14 protein-coding genes are annotated in these 14,936 nt (G+C 69.5%); 4 read left to right on the forward strand and 10 right to left on the reverse strand.

All coding sequences use genetic code 11. From position 1 onward, the window contains the following. A complete protein-coding gene (locus APZ21_RS17495; RefSeq protein WP_054814323.1) occupies positions 1 to 2,397 on the forward strand; it encodes an ATP-binding cassette domain-containing protein in 2,397 nt (798 codons plus the stop codon). Between the two features lie 43 nt (positions 2,398 to 2,440). Here APZ21_RS17495 and APZ21_RS17500 read toward each other — a convergent pair whose 3' ends face one another. From APZ21_RS17500 to APZ21_RS17515, 4 genes are read right to left on the reverse strand one after another with little or no spacing between them, the layout of a single operon-like run. Beyond that, positions 2,441 to 2,893 (reverse strand): hypothetical protein, encoded by a 453-nt coding sequence (locus APZ21_RS17500; RefSeq protein WP_239476677.1) that lies wholly within the window; start codon positions 2,891 to 2,893, stop codon positions 2,441 to 2,443. Next, complete coding sequence (locus tag APZ21_RS17505; RefSeq protein WP_082393187.1) at positions 2,890 to 4,098, reverse strand: molybdopterin-dependent oxidoreductase; 1,209 nt, start codon at positions 4,096 to 4,098, stop codon at positions 2,890 to 2,892. The genes APZ21_RS17500 and APZ21_RS17505 overlap by 4 nt, the downstream gene beginning before the upstream one ends. 43 nt (positions 4,099 to 4,141) lie before the next feature. Then, positions 4,142 to 4,819 carry a TIGR04282 family arsenosugar biosynthesis glycosyltransferase gene (locus APZ21_RS17510; protein ID WP_054814325.1) on the reverse strand — a complete coding sequence of 226 codons (678 nt, stop codon included), beginning with the start codon at positions 4,817 to 4,819 and terminating at the stop codon, positions 4,142 to 4,144. Next, positions 4,816 to 5,487: a glycosyltransferase family 2 protein gene (locus APZ21_RS17515; RefSeq protein WP_054814326.1), complete on the reverse strand. Its 672-nt coding sequence runs from the start codon at positions 5,485 to 5,487 to the stop codon at positions 4,816 to 4,818. The genes APZ21_RS17510 and APZ21_RS17515 overlap by 4 nt, the downstream gene beginning before the upstream one ends. 124 nt (positions 5,488 to 5,611) lie before the next feature. Between APZ21_RS17515 and APZ21_RS17520 the strand changes: the two genes are divergently transcribed. From APZ21_RS17520 to APZ21_RS17530, 3 genes are read left to right on the forward strand one after another with little or no spacing between them, the layout of a single operon-like run. Next, entirely contained in the window at positions 5,612 to 6,958 is a 1,347-nt protein-coding gene (locus tag APZ21_RS17520; RefSeq protein ID WP_156371131.1) for a hypothetical protein, read from the forward strand. Between the two features lie 5 nt (positions 6,959 to 6,963). Beyond that, positions 6,964 to 7,656 carry a response regulator transcription factor gene (locus tag APZ21_RS17525; RefSeq protein ID WP_054814452.1) on the forward strand — a complete coding sequence of 231 codons (693 nt, stop codon included), beginning with the start codon at positions 6,964 to 6,966 and terminating at the stop codon, positions 7,654 to 7,656. After that, entirely contained in the window at positions 7,649 to 8,746 is a 1,098-nt protein-coding gene (locus tag APZ21_RS17530; protein WP_082393206.1) for a sensor histidine kinase, read from the forward strand. Before APZ21_RS17525 ends, APZ21_RS17530 begins: the two co-directional genes overlap by 8 nt. Here APZ21_RS17530 and APZ21_RS17535 read toward each other — a convergent pair. From APZ21_RS17535 to rnc, 6 genes are all read right to left on the reverse strand, one after another. Next, positions 8,674 to 9,729, reverse strand: coding sequence for an NAD-dependent epimerase/dehydratase family protein (locus tag APZ21_RS17535; RefSeq protein WP_156371132.1), 1,056 nt, complete (start codon positions 9,727 to 9,729; stop codon positions 8,674 to 8,676). The genes APZ21_RS17530 and APZ21_RS17535 overlap by 73 nt on opposite strands. Before the next feature lie 229 nt (positions 9,730 to 9,958). Further along, positions 9,959 to 11,470: a PstS family phosphate ABC transporter substrate-binding protein gene (locus APZ21_RS17540; RefSeq protein ID WP_054814328.1), complete on the reverse strand. Its 1,512-nt coding sequence runs from the start codon at positions 11,468 to 11,470 to the stop codon at positions 9,959 to 9,961. 130 nt (positions 11,471 to 11,600) lie between these two features. Continuing rightward, on the reverse strand, positions 11,601 to 12,662 hold the full coding sequence (locus tag APZ21_RS17545; protein ID WP_082393188.1) for a PHP domain-containing protein: 1,062 nt from the start codon (positions 12,660 to 12,662) through the stop codon (positions 11,601 to 11,603). A gap of 5 nt (positions 12,663 to 12,667) precedes the next feature. Continuing rightward, entirely contained in the window at positions 12,668 to 13,249 is a 582-nt protein-coding gene (locus APZ21_RS17550) for a dihydrofolate reductase family protein (protein ID WP_054814329.1), read from the reverse strand. Between the two features lie 86 nt (positions 13,250 to 13,335). Next, entirely contained in the window at positions 13,336 to 14,196 is an 861-nt protein-coding gene (mutM, locus tag APZ21_RS17555) for a bifunctional DNA-formamidopyrimidine glycosylase/DNA-(apurinic or apyrimidinic site) lyase (protein ID WP_054814330.1), read from the reverse strand. A gap of 1 nt (position 14,197) precedes the next feature. After that, the gene (gene rnc, locus APZ21_RS17560; protein WP_054814331.1) at positions 14,198 to 14,920 is read right to left on the reverse strand and encodes a ribonuclease III; all 723 of its coding nucleotides are present in this window, start codon (positions 14,918 to 14,920) and stop codon (positions 14,198 to 14,200) included. Positions 14,921 to 14,936: the final 16 nt, after the last annotated feature.

Here is a 14,936-nt window from a genome sequence, read left to right on the forward strand (position 1 = left end):
ATGAGCACGGCCACCAGGAAGGGCGAGTCCACGTCCACCCCGCGCGCCGCGGACAGCCACGACCTGATCCGCGTCGTCGGCGCGCGGGTGAACAATCTCAAGGACATCAGCGTCGAACTGCCCAAGCGCAGGCTGACCGTGTTCACCGGGGTCTCCGGGTCGGGGAAGAGCTCGCTGGTGTTCGGCACCATCGCCGCGGAGTCGCAGCGGCTGATCAACGAGACCTACAGCAGTTTCGTCCAGGGTTTCATGCCATCGCTGGCCCGGCCCGAGGTCGACGTGCTCGACGGTCTCACCACCGCGATCATCGTCGACCAGCAGCGCATGGGCGGTGACCCGCGCTCCACCGTCGGCACCGCCACCGACGCGAATGCCATGCTGCGCATCCTGTTCTCCAGGATCGGCCGCCCGCATATCGGACCGCCCTCGGCCTTCGCCTTCAACGTGCCCTCGGTCAAGGCCAGCGGCGCGATCACCGTGCAGCGCGGCGCGGGCAAGACCAAGGCCGAGAAGGCGACCTTCAACCGACTCGGCGGCATGTGCGTGCGCTGCGAGGGCCGTGGCAGCGTCTCCGATATCGACCTGACCCAGCTCTACGACGATTCCAAGTCGCTGTCGGAGGGCGCGTTCACCATCCCGGGCTGGAAATCCGACAGCTTCTGGACGGTGCGCGTCTACGCCGAATCCGGTTTCGTGGACCCCGACAAGCCCATTCGCAAATACACCAAGAAGGAGATGCAGGACTTCCTGTACAAGGAGCCGACCAAGGTCAAGGTCGACGGTGTCAACCTCACCTACGAGGGCCTGATCCCCAAGGTGCAGAAATCCTTCCTCTCCAAGGACCCCGAGTCGTTGCAGCCGCATATCCGCGCCTTCGTCGAACGCGCGGTCACCTTCGCCACCTGCCCGGAATGCGACGGCACCCGCCTCGCGCCGGAGGCCAGGTCCTCGAAGATCGCGGGCGTCAATATCGCCGACGCCTGCGCCATGCAGATCAGCGACCTCGCCGAATGGGTCCGCGGCCTGGACGAGCCGTCGGTCGCTCCGCTGCTGACCGCGCTGACCCAGACCCTGGACTCCTTCGTGGAGATCGGCCTCGGCTACCTGTCCCTGGAACGTCCGTCGGGCACGCTGTCGGGCGGTGAGGCACAGCGCGTGAAGATGATCCGCCATCTCGGGTCCGCGCTCACCGACATCACCTATGTCTTCGACGAGCCCACCGCGGGTCTGCATCCCCACGACATCCAGCGCATGAACGAGTTGCTGCTGCGGCTGCGCGACAAGGGCAACACCGTGCTGGTGGTCGAGCACAAACCCGAGACCATCCGCATCGCCGAGCATGTGGTCGACCTCGGTCCGGGCGCGGGCGCCGGCGGCGGCACCGTGTGCTACGAGGGCAGCGTCGACGGATTGCGGGCCAGCGACACCGTCACCGGGCGACATCTCGACGACCGCGCGAAACTCAAGGACACCGTGCGCGAGGCCACCGGCACGCTGGAGATCCGCGGCGCGAGCACCAACAACCTGCGCGATGTCGATGTCGACATTCCACTTGGCGTACTTGTAGTCGTGACCGGCGTGGCCGGTTCGGGCAAGAGTTCGCTGGTGCACGGGTCGATCCACGACGACGCGGGCGTGGTGTCGGTGGACCAGAGTCCGATCCGCGGGTCGCGGCGTAGCAATCCGGCGACCTACACCGGTCTGCTCGACCCGATCCGCAAGGCGTTCGCCAAGGTCAACGGGGTCAAACCGGCCCTGTTCAGCGCCAATTCCGAGGGCGCGTGCCCGGGCTGCAACGGCGCGGGCGTCATCTACACCGACCTGGCGATGATGGCGGGCGTGGCGACCACCTGCGAGGTGTGCGAGGGTAAGCGCTTCCAGCCCGCGGTGTTGGACTACCACCTGGGCGGGCGCGACATCAGCGAGGTGCTGGCGATGTCGGTGGACCGAGCGCGGGAGTTCTTCGCCGACGGCGAGGCGCACACCCCGGCCGCGCACACCATTCTCGGCAGGCTCGCCGACGTCGGCCTCGGCTACCTCACCCTCGGCCAGCCGCTGACCACCTTGTCCGGCGGTGAGCGTCAGCGGCTCAAGCTGGCTACCCATATGGGCGACAAGGGCGGGATCTACGTCTTGGACGAACCGACCACCGGCCTGCACCTCGCCGATGTCGAACAACTGCTCGCCCTGCTCGACCGACTGGTCGACGCGGGCAAGTCGGTCATCGTCATCGAACACCACCAGGCGGTCATGGCCCACGCCGACTGGATCATCGACCTCGGTCCCGGCGCGGGCCACGACGGTGGTCTGGTCGTCTTCGAGGGCACCCCCGCCGACCTGGTCGCCGGACGCTCCACGCTCACCGGGCAGCATCTGGCCGAATACGTCGGCGGCTGATCCCGGCGACCGAACCGCTCACCACCGTCGGCACCGGATCCGGTCACGGTGTATTCGTCGTCGGAGTGGAGTGCGACGGTCGGTGCGCGGCTCGTCGCCCGCGTGCGCGGCCCGCGAGCCAGGCCAGGATCACGCACGTCCAGACGGCCGCGACCGCGATGGTAAGCCCGAGCGGATAGTCGCGGTCGAGAACCGTGGGGTTGTCCGCGACCGCGCCCCCGCGACCCAGAACCGGCGCACCGACCAGCAGGAGCGCGACCGTGCAGACCGCGCCGCAGGCGGCCGGGGCCCACAGCGTCGCGGGCAGCAGGCGACGCGCGGTGAGTCCGAGCGCCGCGCACAGTGGGGCGAAAACCGCGTCGTGCAACAGGATCGCGACCGCGAACCACACGATCACCGACATCAGATCGGCGCGGGGCAGGTCGAACAGCAGGGTGAGACCGTACACACCGAGCAGGACGCCGGCCACCACCAGCGCCGCGCGCACGACATTCACGACCGCACCTCGATCCGCGACAGCCACTTCGTCTGGAGCACCCCGGGACGGCTCGGTGCGATGAGCCGGCACGGATAGCCGTGATCGATGTCGAGATCGGCTCCATTGAGCCGCAAGGCGACCAGCGTGTCCGCGGCGACCACATGCGGCCGCGGGAGCAGCGAACTACGGTACAGACCACCGGTTTCCAGTGAGGTGAAGCCGACCTCGCCGCCGCGATACGGACCGACCGCGGCCAGCAGGTCACGCAATCGCACCCCGGACCAGTCCGCCGAGGCGCTCCACCCTTCGACGCAGGCGATCGGCAGTCGCGCCTCGGTCTGCGGCATCGCCAGCAATTCCTCGCGGGTGAATGCCATTCGGTGTTCGCCGACGATCACCGTGAGCCGGTAAGCGGGATCTCGGGCGGTGTCGAGGACGCCCGCCGCCGCGGCCGACCTGTTCACCGGCACCCCCTGCGGACCCTGCCCGCTGCGCGGCGCCGCCACGGCGACCCTGCGCAGCGCAGGCACACTCTGGCCCGCCACGGCGAGACCGGCCACCACCGCAGACACCAAGGCCGCGCCGAGCACGGCCCGGCGCGAGACTCCCCGGGCGTCGTCGTCGGCGTCGATATCGGCATCGGCATCGGCATCGGCATCGGATCGCGACGGAGCCAAGGCGGCGCGGATCACCGGCAACTTGACCGCGACGTGCACGACCAGCGCCCCCGCCATCAGATAGGCCACGGCGTAATGGACGGGAGGGAAGAAGAACTTCCACGGATACCACTGCGCGATATTCAGCAGTCCGGTCGACAGTTCGAACAGCACCGCGCCCACGAGCACCGCGATCGAGCCGCGCTCCAGCAGCCGCACGGGCGAGCCGAACATCGGACGCTGGAACAACTTCGGATAGACCGCCCACAGCTTCACCAGCACCAGCGGTATCGCGGCCACCCCGGACACGACATGCGCGCCCTGGGTGACCCGGTACAGCCAGACCGGATGCGCGGGCCAGAAGAACCACCGCGGCGGGTGCTGGATACCGTGACTGATCAGTCCCGTCGTGAAGCAGATCAACAGTGCCGCGCCGAGCGCGACGCCGACCCGCGACGCCACCTCCGGGCCGCGAGCCGAGGAGACGGCCGACCACGGGCGGGCCCGCCGCACCGCCGCGCCGGACGCATCGGCCGTACCGAGGCGTCCGCCGGTCCTTCCGGTCATCGGCGCTCCCGATCGGGCGAGCGGTGTCGAGAAGCGCTCGCGCTCATCGCATCACCGCCAGGCGTTCGAGCGCGTCATGCACCGTCCGGGCGAAACGGCCATTCGATCGGGCGGCCACGTCGGTGGCGTCGGCGAAGGTGTCCACATCGCGGAACCTCGGCAGGTCGACCACGCGATATCCGCAGCGGCGCATGGCTTCCCGGGTGAGCTCACCGGTCCGCGGGGTCGACATCGGTACCCGCGGCAGCACGGCGGCCGGTTGCGGCGTCGGCAGGCCGAGCGCCCACCAGCCGCCGTCCTCGGCGGGACCGAGCAGCGCGGCATCGCCGATCTCCAGCCGCCGCGCCGCCGCGCTCAGCACGTCGGGACCGATCTGCGGTGTGTCCATGCCGATCTGGAGGACCGCGCCGCCGAAGCGCGCGGCATCGGCGTGCGCATTGGCCAACCGGGTGCCGAAATCGGCGCCGCGCTGCGGCACGACCTCGAATTCCCCCAGCGCACGCGCTACTTCGCGCCCGCGCTCGGCTCGCCACAGGTCCCCGGTGAACGCGACGACCCGATGATCGACCTCGGCGCGCCGCACCGAGTCCAGGGTGTCCAGCAACGACGCCGCCGCCAGGCACGCGGCTTCGTGGGGTGTGAGCGGCGGGGTCAGGCGCGTCTTGGCGAAGCCCGCGATCGGCGACTTGGCGATCACCAGCAGCGTCACCCCGGCACTCATCGCAGCACCGCCAGGAAGTCCCGGGTCGCGTGGACGGTGCCGAGCCAGGAGCCCGATACCTTCGAGCGCCCGCCCGCCCTCGGCCGGTAACTGATATCGCGTTCCACCACCTGCCATCCCGACGCCGCGGCGCCGACCAGCAACTCCAGCGGATAGCCGGAACGCGGGTGCAGGTCGCCGAGTCCAAGCACCGCGGACCGCCGGGCCACCCGCATCGCCGCGATGTCGTGCACCGGAAGTCCGTATCGGCGGCGCAGTCTGCGCGCGATCAGGTGATTGCCCACCCGCGCGTGCCACGGCCACGCTCCCGCCTCGGTCGGGCGACGCCGCCCCACCGCGAGGTCGACACCGGCGCGCACCAGGTCGACCAGCTGCGGCAACTCGCCCGGGTCCATGGACCCGTCGCCGTCGAGCACCGCCACCAGATCGGTATCGGACGCGGCGATCCCCGCCTGCACCGCCGCACCGTAGCCGGGGCGTTCCTCGCGCACCACGGTGGCCCCGCAGCCGTGCGCCACGGACGCGGTGGCATCGGTGGACCCGTTGTCCACCACCAGGGCGCGATATCCGGCGGGAATCGCCGCGAGCACACCTGGCAATGCTTCAGCTTCGTCTCGACACGGAATGACCACGGTCACTTCGGCCGGTTCGGGGTGGGTATCGGTCACAGTTCAGACGCTAGGCCGCGCCACCGTCGATAGCAGCCGAAATCCTGTGACGAAACAATGACGGTGTCGCTCGGAGCACCGTGAAGCGCGCTCCCACCGCGGTCTCGGACCTAGTGTGGCAGCCGTGCACGACGTTATCGACACCACCCGGCGACCCCGGGTCGCGATCCGCGGGGAACTGATCGGCGCGGGGATCGCCGCCCTGCTCGTCGCGGCCGCGATCGCGGTCCCGCGAATCGCAGGCGAACAATGGCATGCCAAGCTCTACGCGGGTGCGGCCCCGATCTACGGTAACTGGCTGCGTCATGTCGGCTGGGGCACCGTACCCGCCTGTGTGATCGCGCTGCTGGTGATCACGCGCGGTCCGTACCTCGCCGAACGCCTGCGCTGGCGCACCCTGCTCGGCACCGCCTGGGTGACCGCGATCGCCTGGGCCTTCGCGCTGGCCATGGTGGACGGCTGGCACCGGGGATTCGCCGATCGGCTCACCGACGGCCACGAATATCTGCACGAAGTGCCCGGCGTCACCGATATCCCGGCCATGCTGCGGGGTTTCACCGGCCGCATTCTCGATTTCCGTCCCGAGTCCTGGACCACCCACGTCTCGGGACATCCGCCCGGCGCACTGCTGGTATTCGTCGGACTCGACCGGATCGGCCTGGGCGGCGGTGCATGGGCGGGCGCGGTCTGCCTGCTCGTCGGCAGCAGCTCCGTGGTCGCGGTCGCGGTCGCGCTGCGGGCGCTGGGCGCCGAGGACCGTGCCCGTGCGGCACTGCCCTATCTGGCGCTCGCCCCGGCCGCCATCTGGATCGCCGTCTCCGCGGATGCCCTGTTCGCCGGGGTCACCGCATGGGCGGTCGCGCTGCTGGCCGTCGCGACGCGAGGCGAACGCGGTCACGTCGGCGTCGCGGTCGCGTCGGGCGTGCTGTTCGGATGCGGCCTCTACCTCAACTACGGCCTCGTGCTCATGGCCCTGCCCGCGGTCGGGGTGCTCCTGGCGGGTCGCACGGCGCGCCCGCTGGCGCCCGCGCTGGTCGGGGCGCTGGCCGTGGTCGCGATCTTCACCGTGGCCGGATTCTGGTGGCTCGACGGCTATCACCTTGTGGTGCAACGCTATTACCAGGGCATCGCCAGCGAACGCCCCTACGGCTACTGGTGCTGGGCCAACCTCGCCGCGACCGTCTGCGCGGTCGGTCTCGCGACCGCGGCGGCCCTGCCGCGCGCGCTGTCCCCGCGTGTCCTGCGTGCGGCCGATCCGACCGCACTGCTGGTCGCCGCGGCCACGGCGGCGATCCTCGCCGCCGACCTCAGCGGACTCAGCAAGGCCGAAACCGAACGGATCTGGTTGCCTTTCGATATGTGGCTGCTCGCCGCGACCGCGTTCCTGCCCCGAGCCCGCGCCCCGCTGTGGCTCACGGTCCAGGCCGCGGGCACACTGGCCATAGTCCACCTGATATTCACGAACTGGTGACCGCCATGTCGATACTGATCGCCGACGACGATCCCGTCGTCCGCGAAGTGGTGCGGCGCTATCTGGAGCGCGACGGTCACACCGTCCTCGAGACCTGCGACGGCGCGAGTACCGCGGCATCGCTGTCGGGCGAGATCGAACTCGCCGTCCTCGACGTGATGATGCCCGCGCCCGACGGACTCGAGATCTGCCGTGCCATCCGCTCCGGTCCGCATCCGAACACCCCCGTCATCCTGCTCACCGCGCTCGGCGAGGAGGACGATCGCGTACTCGGACTCGAAGCGGGCGCCGACGACTACGTCACCAAACCGTTCAGCCCGCGCGAACTCGCCCTGCGCGTCGCCTCGGTGCTGCGGCGGTCCCGCGCCGCGCCCGACACCGCCCACCCGGTGCTGCGCGACGGCCCGATCGAGATCCGTCCCGCCGCCAGGCTGGCACTCCTCGACGGCACACCGGTCGACCTGACCCCGCGCGAACTCGACCTGCTGATCTTCCTGTGCCGCCATCCGCAGGAGGTGTTCAGCCGCGAGGATCTGCTCGCGCGGGTGTGGGGCTGGGACTTCGGTGACCTGTCCACGGTGACCGTGCACGTCAAGCGCCTGCGTGCCAAACTCGGCGAGCGACATCGCATCGATACCGTCTGGGGCCGCGGTTACGCGTGGGCCCGTTCCGACCCGGGAGGAGGGTCCACTGTCTGAGGACACGCTCCAACTCATCGGTTACGCGCTCGCCTGCTCGATACCGGTGGTGCTGGTCGGCGCGCTCATGCTGCGGATCGGCAGCGACCGGTCGCTCACCGTCAGCATGGCGGTGCTCGTCCTCATTCCGACGCTGGCCACCTTGGCGGGCATCATCGGGGTCAGCGGCCTGATGTTCACCCACGAACTCCAGCGAACCGCCGTGGTGCTCGGCGTGGTCGCCGCGGTCACCGTACCGGCCGCCATCCTGCTCGGCCGCGAACAGGCGCGGAAAACCGTGTGGGAGAAGCAGATCAGGGAGCAGGAGCGGGCCGCCGAACAATCCCGGCGCGAACTGGTCGCCTGGGTCAGTCACGATCTGCGCACCCCGCTCGCCGGAATCAGGGCCATGGCCGAGGCGCTGTCCGACGGCGTCGTCAGCGGTCGCGATGTGGCGCGCTACGCCGAACAGATCGGCCGCGAGACCAATCGGCTCTCACGTATGGTCGACGATCTGTTCGAGATGTCGAAGATCAGCGCGGGCGCGCTGCGACTGGAATTCGAATCCGTCGACCTGCGTGAACTCATCGACGAGGTACTGGCCGCCAATCGCGCCACCGCGGACCGGGCCGGAGTGCGGCTGCGCGCCGAACAGCCCGACCAGCCGATCACCGTGGCGGCCAGCGATCACGCCCTGTCCCGCGTGTTGACCAATCTGGTCGTCAACGCCATCACCTACACCCCGCCCGGCGGTGAGGTCGCGCTCTCGGCGGGCGCGACCGACGAACAGGCGTGGGCCCGCGTCGACGACACCGGCCCTGGCATCGCCGAGGCGGATCTACCGCGCATCTTCGAGGTCGCCTACCGGGGTGCCGCCGCGCGCACCCCGGTGACCGCCGACGGCGTCCCCACCGGCAGCGGTATGGGCCTGGCGATCGCGGCGGGACTGGTACACGCCCACCACGGCGAGATCACCGTCGAGAATCGTGACTACGGTTGCCGTTTCGAACTCCGGCTGCCGCGCACGCCGAAGTCCGATCATGGCGTCGGCGCGCACATGCCCGCGCTCGCGCGCAGTGGTTCGAAGGCGAAGGCCGACAGGCCGTCGTAGGGCGCGACCCGGGCACTGAAATCCAGCGCGCTCCGCGCTCGTTCGGGATCGGCGACGATATGCCGGACATCGCCGGCGCGATAGCGACCGGTCACCACCGGCGCGGGACCCCCGCGCGCGTCGGCGAGCACCTCGGCGACCCGCAGGATCGATATCGGCTGCCCTGAGGCGATATTCAGCGCGTTGAAGCCGGACAGCGGCCGCCGCACGGCCGCGACATTGGCTGCGGCGATATCGGTGACGTGCACGAAGTCACGCATCTGTCCGCCATCCTCGAACACCGTCGGCGGCTGCCCGGCCTCGAGCGCGGAACGGAAGATGGCCGCGACGCCCGAATACGGTGTATCCCTCGGCATGTCGGCACCGTACACATTGTGATAGCGCAGCGCGGTGACCTGCGCACCGGTCACGGCGGCCCACGCGGCGGCGTAGTTCTCCTGCGCGAGTTTGCTTGCCGCGTAGAGACTTCGAGGCCGCAGCGGGGCGTCTTCGTCGACCGGCTCCCAGTCCAGTGCGCGGCCGTCGGGGCCGAGGTGTTCGAAGACCCCGTCCTCGAGATCGGCCGTGCGACGCCGACCGACCTCGATCGGGCCCAGTCCCGGCGAACGGTAACGTCCCTCGCCGTACACGACCATCGATGACGCCAGCACCAGCCGTCCGCACCCGGCCCGGTCCATGGCCGCGAGGAGCACGGCCGTCCCGAAATCGTTGTGGCAGGCGTAGGCGGGCGCGTCCTGGGCGCTCACGCCCGCCCCGACGACCGCCGCCTGATGGCAGACCACATCGATATCGCGCAGTACGGTGTCCAGCGCCGCGCCGTCGCGGACATCGATCCGCAGCACCCCGGGCGGCGGCTCGACGTCGGGCCCGTGTGCGGCGGGCACCATGAGATCGAGCGGGACGACCTCGTGCCCCGCCGCGATCAGCGCGCGCTGGACATGGGTCCCGATGAAGCCGGCCGCACCGGTCAGCAGCACGCGCATTCGGCTCACCACCGCCTCGGATTCGCGGGGTCGGTCCTCGTTTCGCAGACTCGTGTCATGACTCGATCGTGCCCGGTCGGTCTGCGATCTCCACGCGTACTCGCCGGAGCGTCAGACTTCGGTCACGATTGGCGCGCTCCGTGACGAGGAACGGCGACAGTTCCTCCGCCTCCGCGCCCTCCGACGGTCCGAGCGGATGCCACGGGTGACGCGCGGGTCCGTCGGAACGTCACCGGTCCGGTACGCAGCGCCCCGGTTCGAGCAGCGCGCTCCCGCACGGCTCGTTGTGGTAGGTCCGCAGCACCTCCGCGCCGACGTTGTCGGTCAGATAGTGCAGGAAGCTCGCCGCCAACGAGCCTGCGGGCAGGTCGCCATTGCTGTAGGCGTACTCCACACCCCAGAACGGATACTTCCGGTCGATGGCCTGCTGCCTGTCGGCGGGCACGTGGTCGATGGTGACGATGCGCATATCGGCCGCGACCGCCTCGGAGTACTCGCTGTAGCCGATCGCGCCGGGAAGGTCGGCCACCGCCTTGTGCATATCCCTGGTCACCGGCACGTCGCAGTACGCGCCCGCCGTGTCCCGGATCGCGGTGCAGCTCTGGTGCGGACGCTCCGGCTGACCGTCGGGCAGCAGCCTGCTTTCGAAGATATTGCGCGTCCCCGAGCCCGGCGTGCGATTCACCAGCACCACCGGCACGTTCGGCCCGCCGACCTCACTCCAGTTGGTGATCCGACCCCGATACAGATCCCGGATCTGGGCCGCCGAAAGATCGGTGACGCCAAGATCCTTGTGCACGATCACCGTGAACAGCGACAGCGCCAGCGGGCGCGGCACCAGCGCCGGATAGCCCGCGCCCTTCGCCCCGTCACTGATCGTCAGCAGTCCGGGATCCGGCCCCGCCTCGGCCACCCGGTCGAGTCCGCGTTCGGTGCCCTGGAAGTCGAAGGCGAACTCCGCTCCCCGGCAGCGCTTTCCGTACTGGGCCGCGGCCTCGGTGATCACCGGTTCGAACGCCGAGGAACCGACGACGGTGAGCTTGCCGCTCGCGCAGTCGAGCGGGTCCGGCGACGGTTCCAGGATCGCCACCACGAACTGCACGACGATCACGGCCACCAGGAACGCGACCAGCGCCAACATGAGCCGCGACGCACCGGTGCGGCTCTCGGTCTCGGTGACGCGCCCGCGTTTGATCGAGCCGACCAACTCCGGCGGCGGATATTCGCCGCTGCCCGCGCCCTCCGACCGTTGCAGAATCGCCAGGATCTTGTAGTGGTCGCCGCGATTCAACGGCACCTTGGGCAGATCGATGACTCCGATCCGGCCGCCGAGGTCCTGTCGCACCTCGATACCCGACCGCGGACCGAGGCTGTGCGCGAGATCCTGATCGCTGAGTTCGGTCACCGCCATGCCGATCACCCGGCGCTGCGGAAAACGCAGATGCAGTCCGACCCGCGCCACCGGCACCTGATAATCGGACTCCTCGATGGCCGAGGTGCCGCTGTTCTCTATGCGCACCAGCACGATCGACAGATCACGCAGTTCGGTTCCGTCGTCGCCGCGAAGCTGACTGAGCACGCCGGGGAAGACCGCCTCCACCTCACCGGTGACCGGTGTGTCCATCTGGACGCGGTAACCGAGTCGATGCCGGCCGACCAGCACGAATTCCCAGAGAAACGCGGCGATCGGTATCGCGATACCGACGAGCGCCAGGATCGTGTCGACCGGAATGCCATCCACCGGCTGTGCCCTCCCCTACTCTGCGCACCGGGTGCCGATACCCGACTGTCGCGGCGTGCCAACCATTCTGGGCCGCGAAGTACCACCCGCCCGCACCGCGAGCAAGTGTTCGACCAGAGTTCACGAGTGATCAACCGGCTGCGTATGCGCCTGTCCACTCCAGCAATTGCCGCACCGGCCAGGTGTTCACGACCCGTTCCGGCGCGACGCCATTGGCCAGCGCGCGCTCGCATCCGTAACCCTGCCAATCCAATTGGCCCGGCGCGTGCGCATCGGTGTCGATGGAGAAGTAGCAGCCCATCTCCGCGGCGAGGCGGATCAACCGCGCGGGCGGGTCGCGGCGCTCGGGACGGCAGTTCACCTCGATCGCGGTGCCGTACCGCCGACACGCCTCGAAGACCACCTCCGCGTCGAATGCCGACTCCGGCCGGGTCCCCCTATTGCCCTCGACCAGCCGGCCCGTGCAATGGCCGAGCACGTCCACGTGCGGATCGGCCACCGCGTACACCATGCGCTTGGTCATCACCTCGCGGTCGGCGCGCAGATTCGAATGCACACTGGCCACCACGACGTCGAGCCGCTCGAGCAGGTCGGCGCGCTGGTCGAGCGCGCCGTCGTCGAGGATGTCGACCTCTATGCCGGTCAGAATGCGAAACGGCGCCATCCGCTCGTTGAGTTCGGCCACCACGTCCAACTGGCGGAGCAAGCGGTCGGCGGACAGGCCGTTGGCGACGGTCAGGCGCGGCGAATGGTCGGTCAGCGCACAATATTCGTGGCCGAGCGCCGCGGCCACCGCCATCATCTCCTCGATCGGGCTGCCGCCGTCGGACCAGTCCGAGTGGGTGTGCAGGTCCCCGCGCAGCGCGGCGCGCAGTGGCTTGCCCGCGGCGCCGATGGGCTGGGCCTGCCCGCGCAGTTCGCGCAGATAGTCCGGTACCGCACCGGAATACGCCTGTTCGATCACCGCCGCGGTCTTCGGGCCGATGCCCGCCAACTCCCGCCAGCTGTGCCCGGCGCGGCGTTTCGCCCGCTCGCGCGGCGTCAGGTCCGCCACGATATCGGCCGCGCGCCGATACGCCTTGACCCGGTGGGTCTGCGCCCGCGCGCGCTCGAGCCAGAATCCGATCTCACGCAGCGCCTCCACCGGGCCCGGCGCGGCGCCCTGGTCGGCGATCGAATCCGTCTCGGCCACAGCGGCTATCGGATCCGGCTGTACTTCAGGAAGGCCACACCGTCCTCGTAGATCCGGCTGGTGATCACCCGGAACCGCGCCGGATCGGGCAGTCCCGAACCGGTACCGAAGAGCGGCTTGCCGTGACCGAGCACGATCGGATACAGCTTCAGGAAGATCTGGTCGATCTCCGGCAGCAGGGCGCAGGCCAGTTCGCCGCCGCCGCACAACCAGATGCCGAGCCCGGACTCACGTTTGAGTTGGCGCACCTTCGTCAGCGGATCGCTCGGAATCAACTGCACGGCGGGATCCGGACTCTCCGGCAGTGTCGTGGACACCACGTATTGGCGCAGATGCGCGTACGGGCTCGATGTGCCGGTGCGCACCCCGAAATCATGGGTCTTGCGGCCCATCAGCACCGTATCGAAGCTCGCGTTGCGTTTGGTGATGCCGCGCGCCTCGCGCACCTTGGTCGGCAGCGTCTCCGGGAATTGCGCGGTGATCGCCGGACCGTGATCACCGCCGACGGGAAAGAAGTCGACCATGCCGTCGTCGGTGGCGATGAAGCCATCGATCGTCGAGGCGACGTAATAGGTGAGCTTGCGCATGGGTCCTTCCTCAAACGGCCGGACCTGATCCCGACCGCCTAGGGAAACGGTAACTCGCCCGGCGCGTCGGCGGAGAGCCTTCCCGGTCAGCGCCCGCCCGGCCTGCGCTGGCACCGCGGACAGGAGTACGACGAACGGTTCATGAACCGTTCACGCACGATCGGTGCGCCGCAGCGTCGGCACGGTTCGTCCTCGCGCCCGTACACCGCCAGCGAACGCTCGAAGTAGCCGGATCGACCGTTGACGTTCACGTAGAGCGCGTCGAAGGAGGTACCGCCCGCGTCCAGCGCCTCCTCCATGACCGCGCCGACCTCGGTGAGCAGCATGCGAAGCACCGGCCCGCGCAGACCGGAGGCGAGCCGGTTGCCGTGCAGTCCCGCCCGCCACAGCGCCTCGTCGGCGTAGATGTTGCCGACCCCCGAGACGACGGTCTGATCCAGCAGCACGCGCTTGATCTCGGAGTGCTTGGCCCGCAGCGCGGCGACCGCGGCCTCGGCGTCGAAACGCGGGTCGAGCGGGTCGCGGGCGATATGGGCGACGGGTTCGGGCAGCAGCGAACCGCCCACTTCCACCAGCGGGGCCAGTGCCCAGCCGCCGAAGGTGCGCTGATCCACGAAACGCAGTTCGGCGCCGTCGTGCAGCGCGGCGCGGATATGGGCGTGCTTCTCCACCGGCGCGGCGGCGGGCTGCACCAGCATCTGACCGCTCATGCCGAGGTGCACGACCAGGGCGGTATCGGGCTCGTCGAAGGTGAGCCACAGATATTTGCCGCGTCGCTCGGCGGATGCCACGCGCTGTCCGGTCAGCCGCGCGGCCAGATCCGCGGCGCCCGCGATATGGCGGCGCACCGAGCGCGGATGGGTCACGGTCACCGATTCGACGGTGCGGCCGACGACATGTTCGGCCAGTCCGCGGCGGACGACCTCGACCTCGGGGAGTTCGGGCACGTCAGGATTCGGCGGTCAGCGCCCGGTAGGCGGCGCCCGCGGCCTTCTGCTCGGCTTCCTTCTTGGACCGACCGACGCCCTGACCGTAGGCGACGCCGCCGATCACCGTGGTCGCGGTGAACTCCTTGTCGTGATCGGGGCCCGTCGAGGTGATCTCGTAGGTGGGCACGCCGATACCGCGTTCGGCCGTGAGCTCCTGGAGGCTGGTCTTGAAATCCAGCCCGGCGCCCATGCGCGGGCCGCGCTCGAGCAGGTCGGCGAACAGGCGAAGCACGACCGAGCGCGCGACATCGATACCGTGCTCGAGATGAACCGCACCGAGCAGCGACTCCATGCCGTCGGCGAGAATGCTCGGCTTGTCCCGGCCGCCGGTGAGCTCCTCGCCCTTGCCGAGCAGCAGGTGCGCGCCGAGGCCGCCCGAACCGAGGCCGCGTGCCACCTCCGCGAGTGCGTGCATATTCACCACGCTCGCCCGCAGCTTGGCCAGCTCGCCCTCGGACTTGTCCGGGTGCTCGTGGTACAGCCGCTCGGTGATGCTCAGACCGAGCACCGAGTCGCCCAGGAATTCCAGGCGCTCGTTGGTAGGCAGCCCACCGTTCTCATACGCGTAGGACCGGTGTGTCAGGGCGAGCCGCAGCAGATCCGGCCCCACCTCGACACCCAGTGCCTCGAGTAAGCTCGTGTGCTCACCGGTCGGGCCGGTGACATCCTTGCTGACGGTCACGTCGATATGGCGGATC

The sequence above is a fragment of the Nocardia arizonensis genome, assembly GCF_001310275.1.
GTDB classification, from domain to species: Bacteria; Actinomycetota; Actinomycetes; order Mycobacteriales; family Mycobacteriaceae; genus Nocardia; species Nocardia arizonensis.

Excerpts from the sequence above, each read along its gene's own strand:
- APZ21_RS17495 (WP_054814323.1), top strand. The coding sequence starts at position 1 with ATGAGCACGGCCACCAGGAAGGGCGAGTCCACGTCCACCCCGCGCGCC.
- APZ21_RS17505 (WP_082393187.1), bottom strand. The coding sequence starts at position 4,098 with ATGACCGGAAGGACCGGCGGACGCCTCGGTACGGCCGATGCGTCCGGC.
- APZ21_RS17510 (WP_054814325.1), bottom strand. The coding sequence starts at position 4,819 with ATGAGTGCCGGGGTGACGCTGCTGGTGATCGCCAAGTCGCCGATCGCG.
- APZ21_RS17525 (WP_054814452.1), top strand. The coding sequence starts at position 6,964 with ATGTCGATACTGATCGCCGACGACGATCCCGTCGTCCGCGAAGTGGTG.
- APZ21_RS17535 (WP_156371132.1), bottom strand. The coding sequence starts at position 9,729 with ATGCGCGTGCTGCTGACCGGTGCGGCCGGCTTCATCGGGACCCATGTC.
- APZ21_RS17550 (WP_054814329.1), bottom strand. The coding sequence starts at position 13,249 with ATGCGCAAGCTCACCTATTACGTCGCCTCGACGATCGATGGCTTCATC.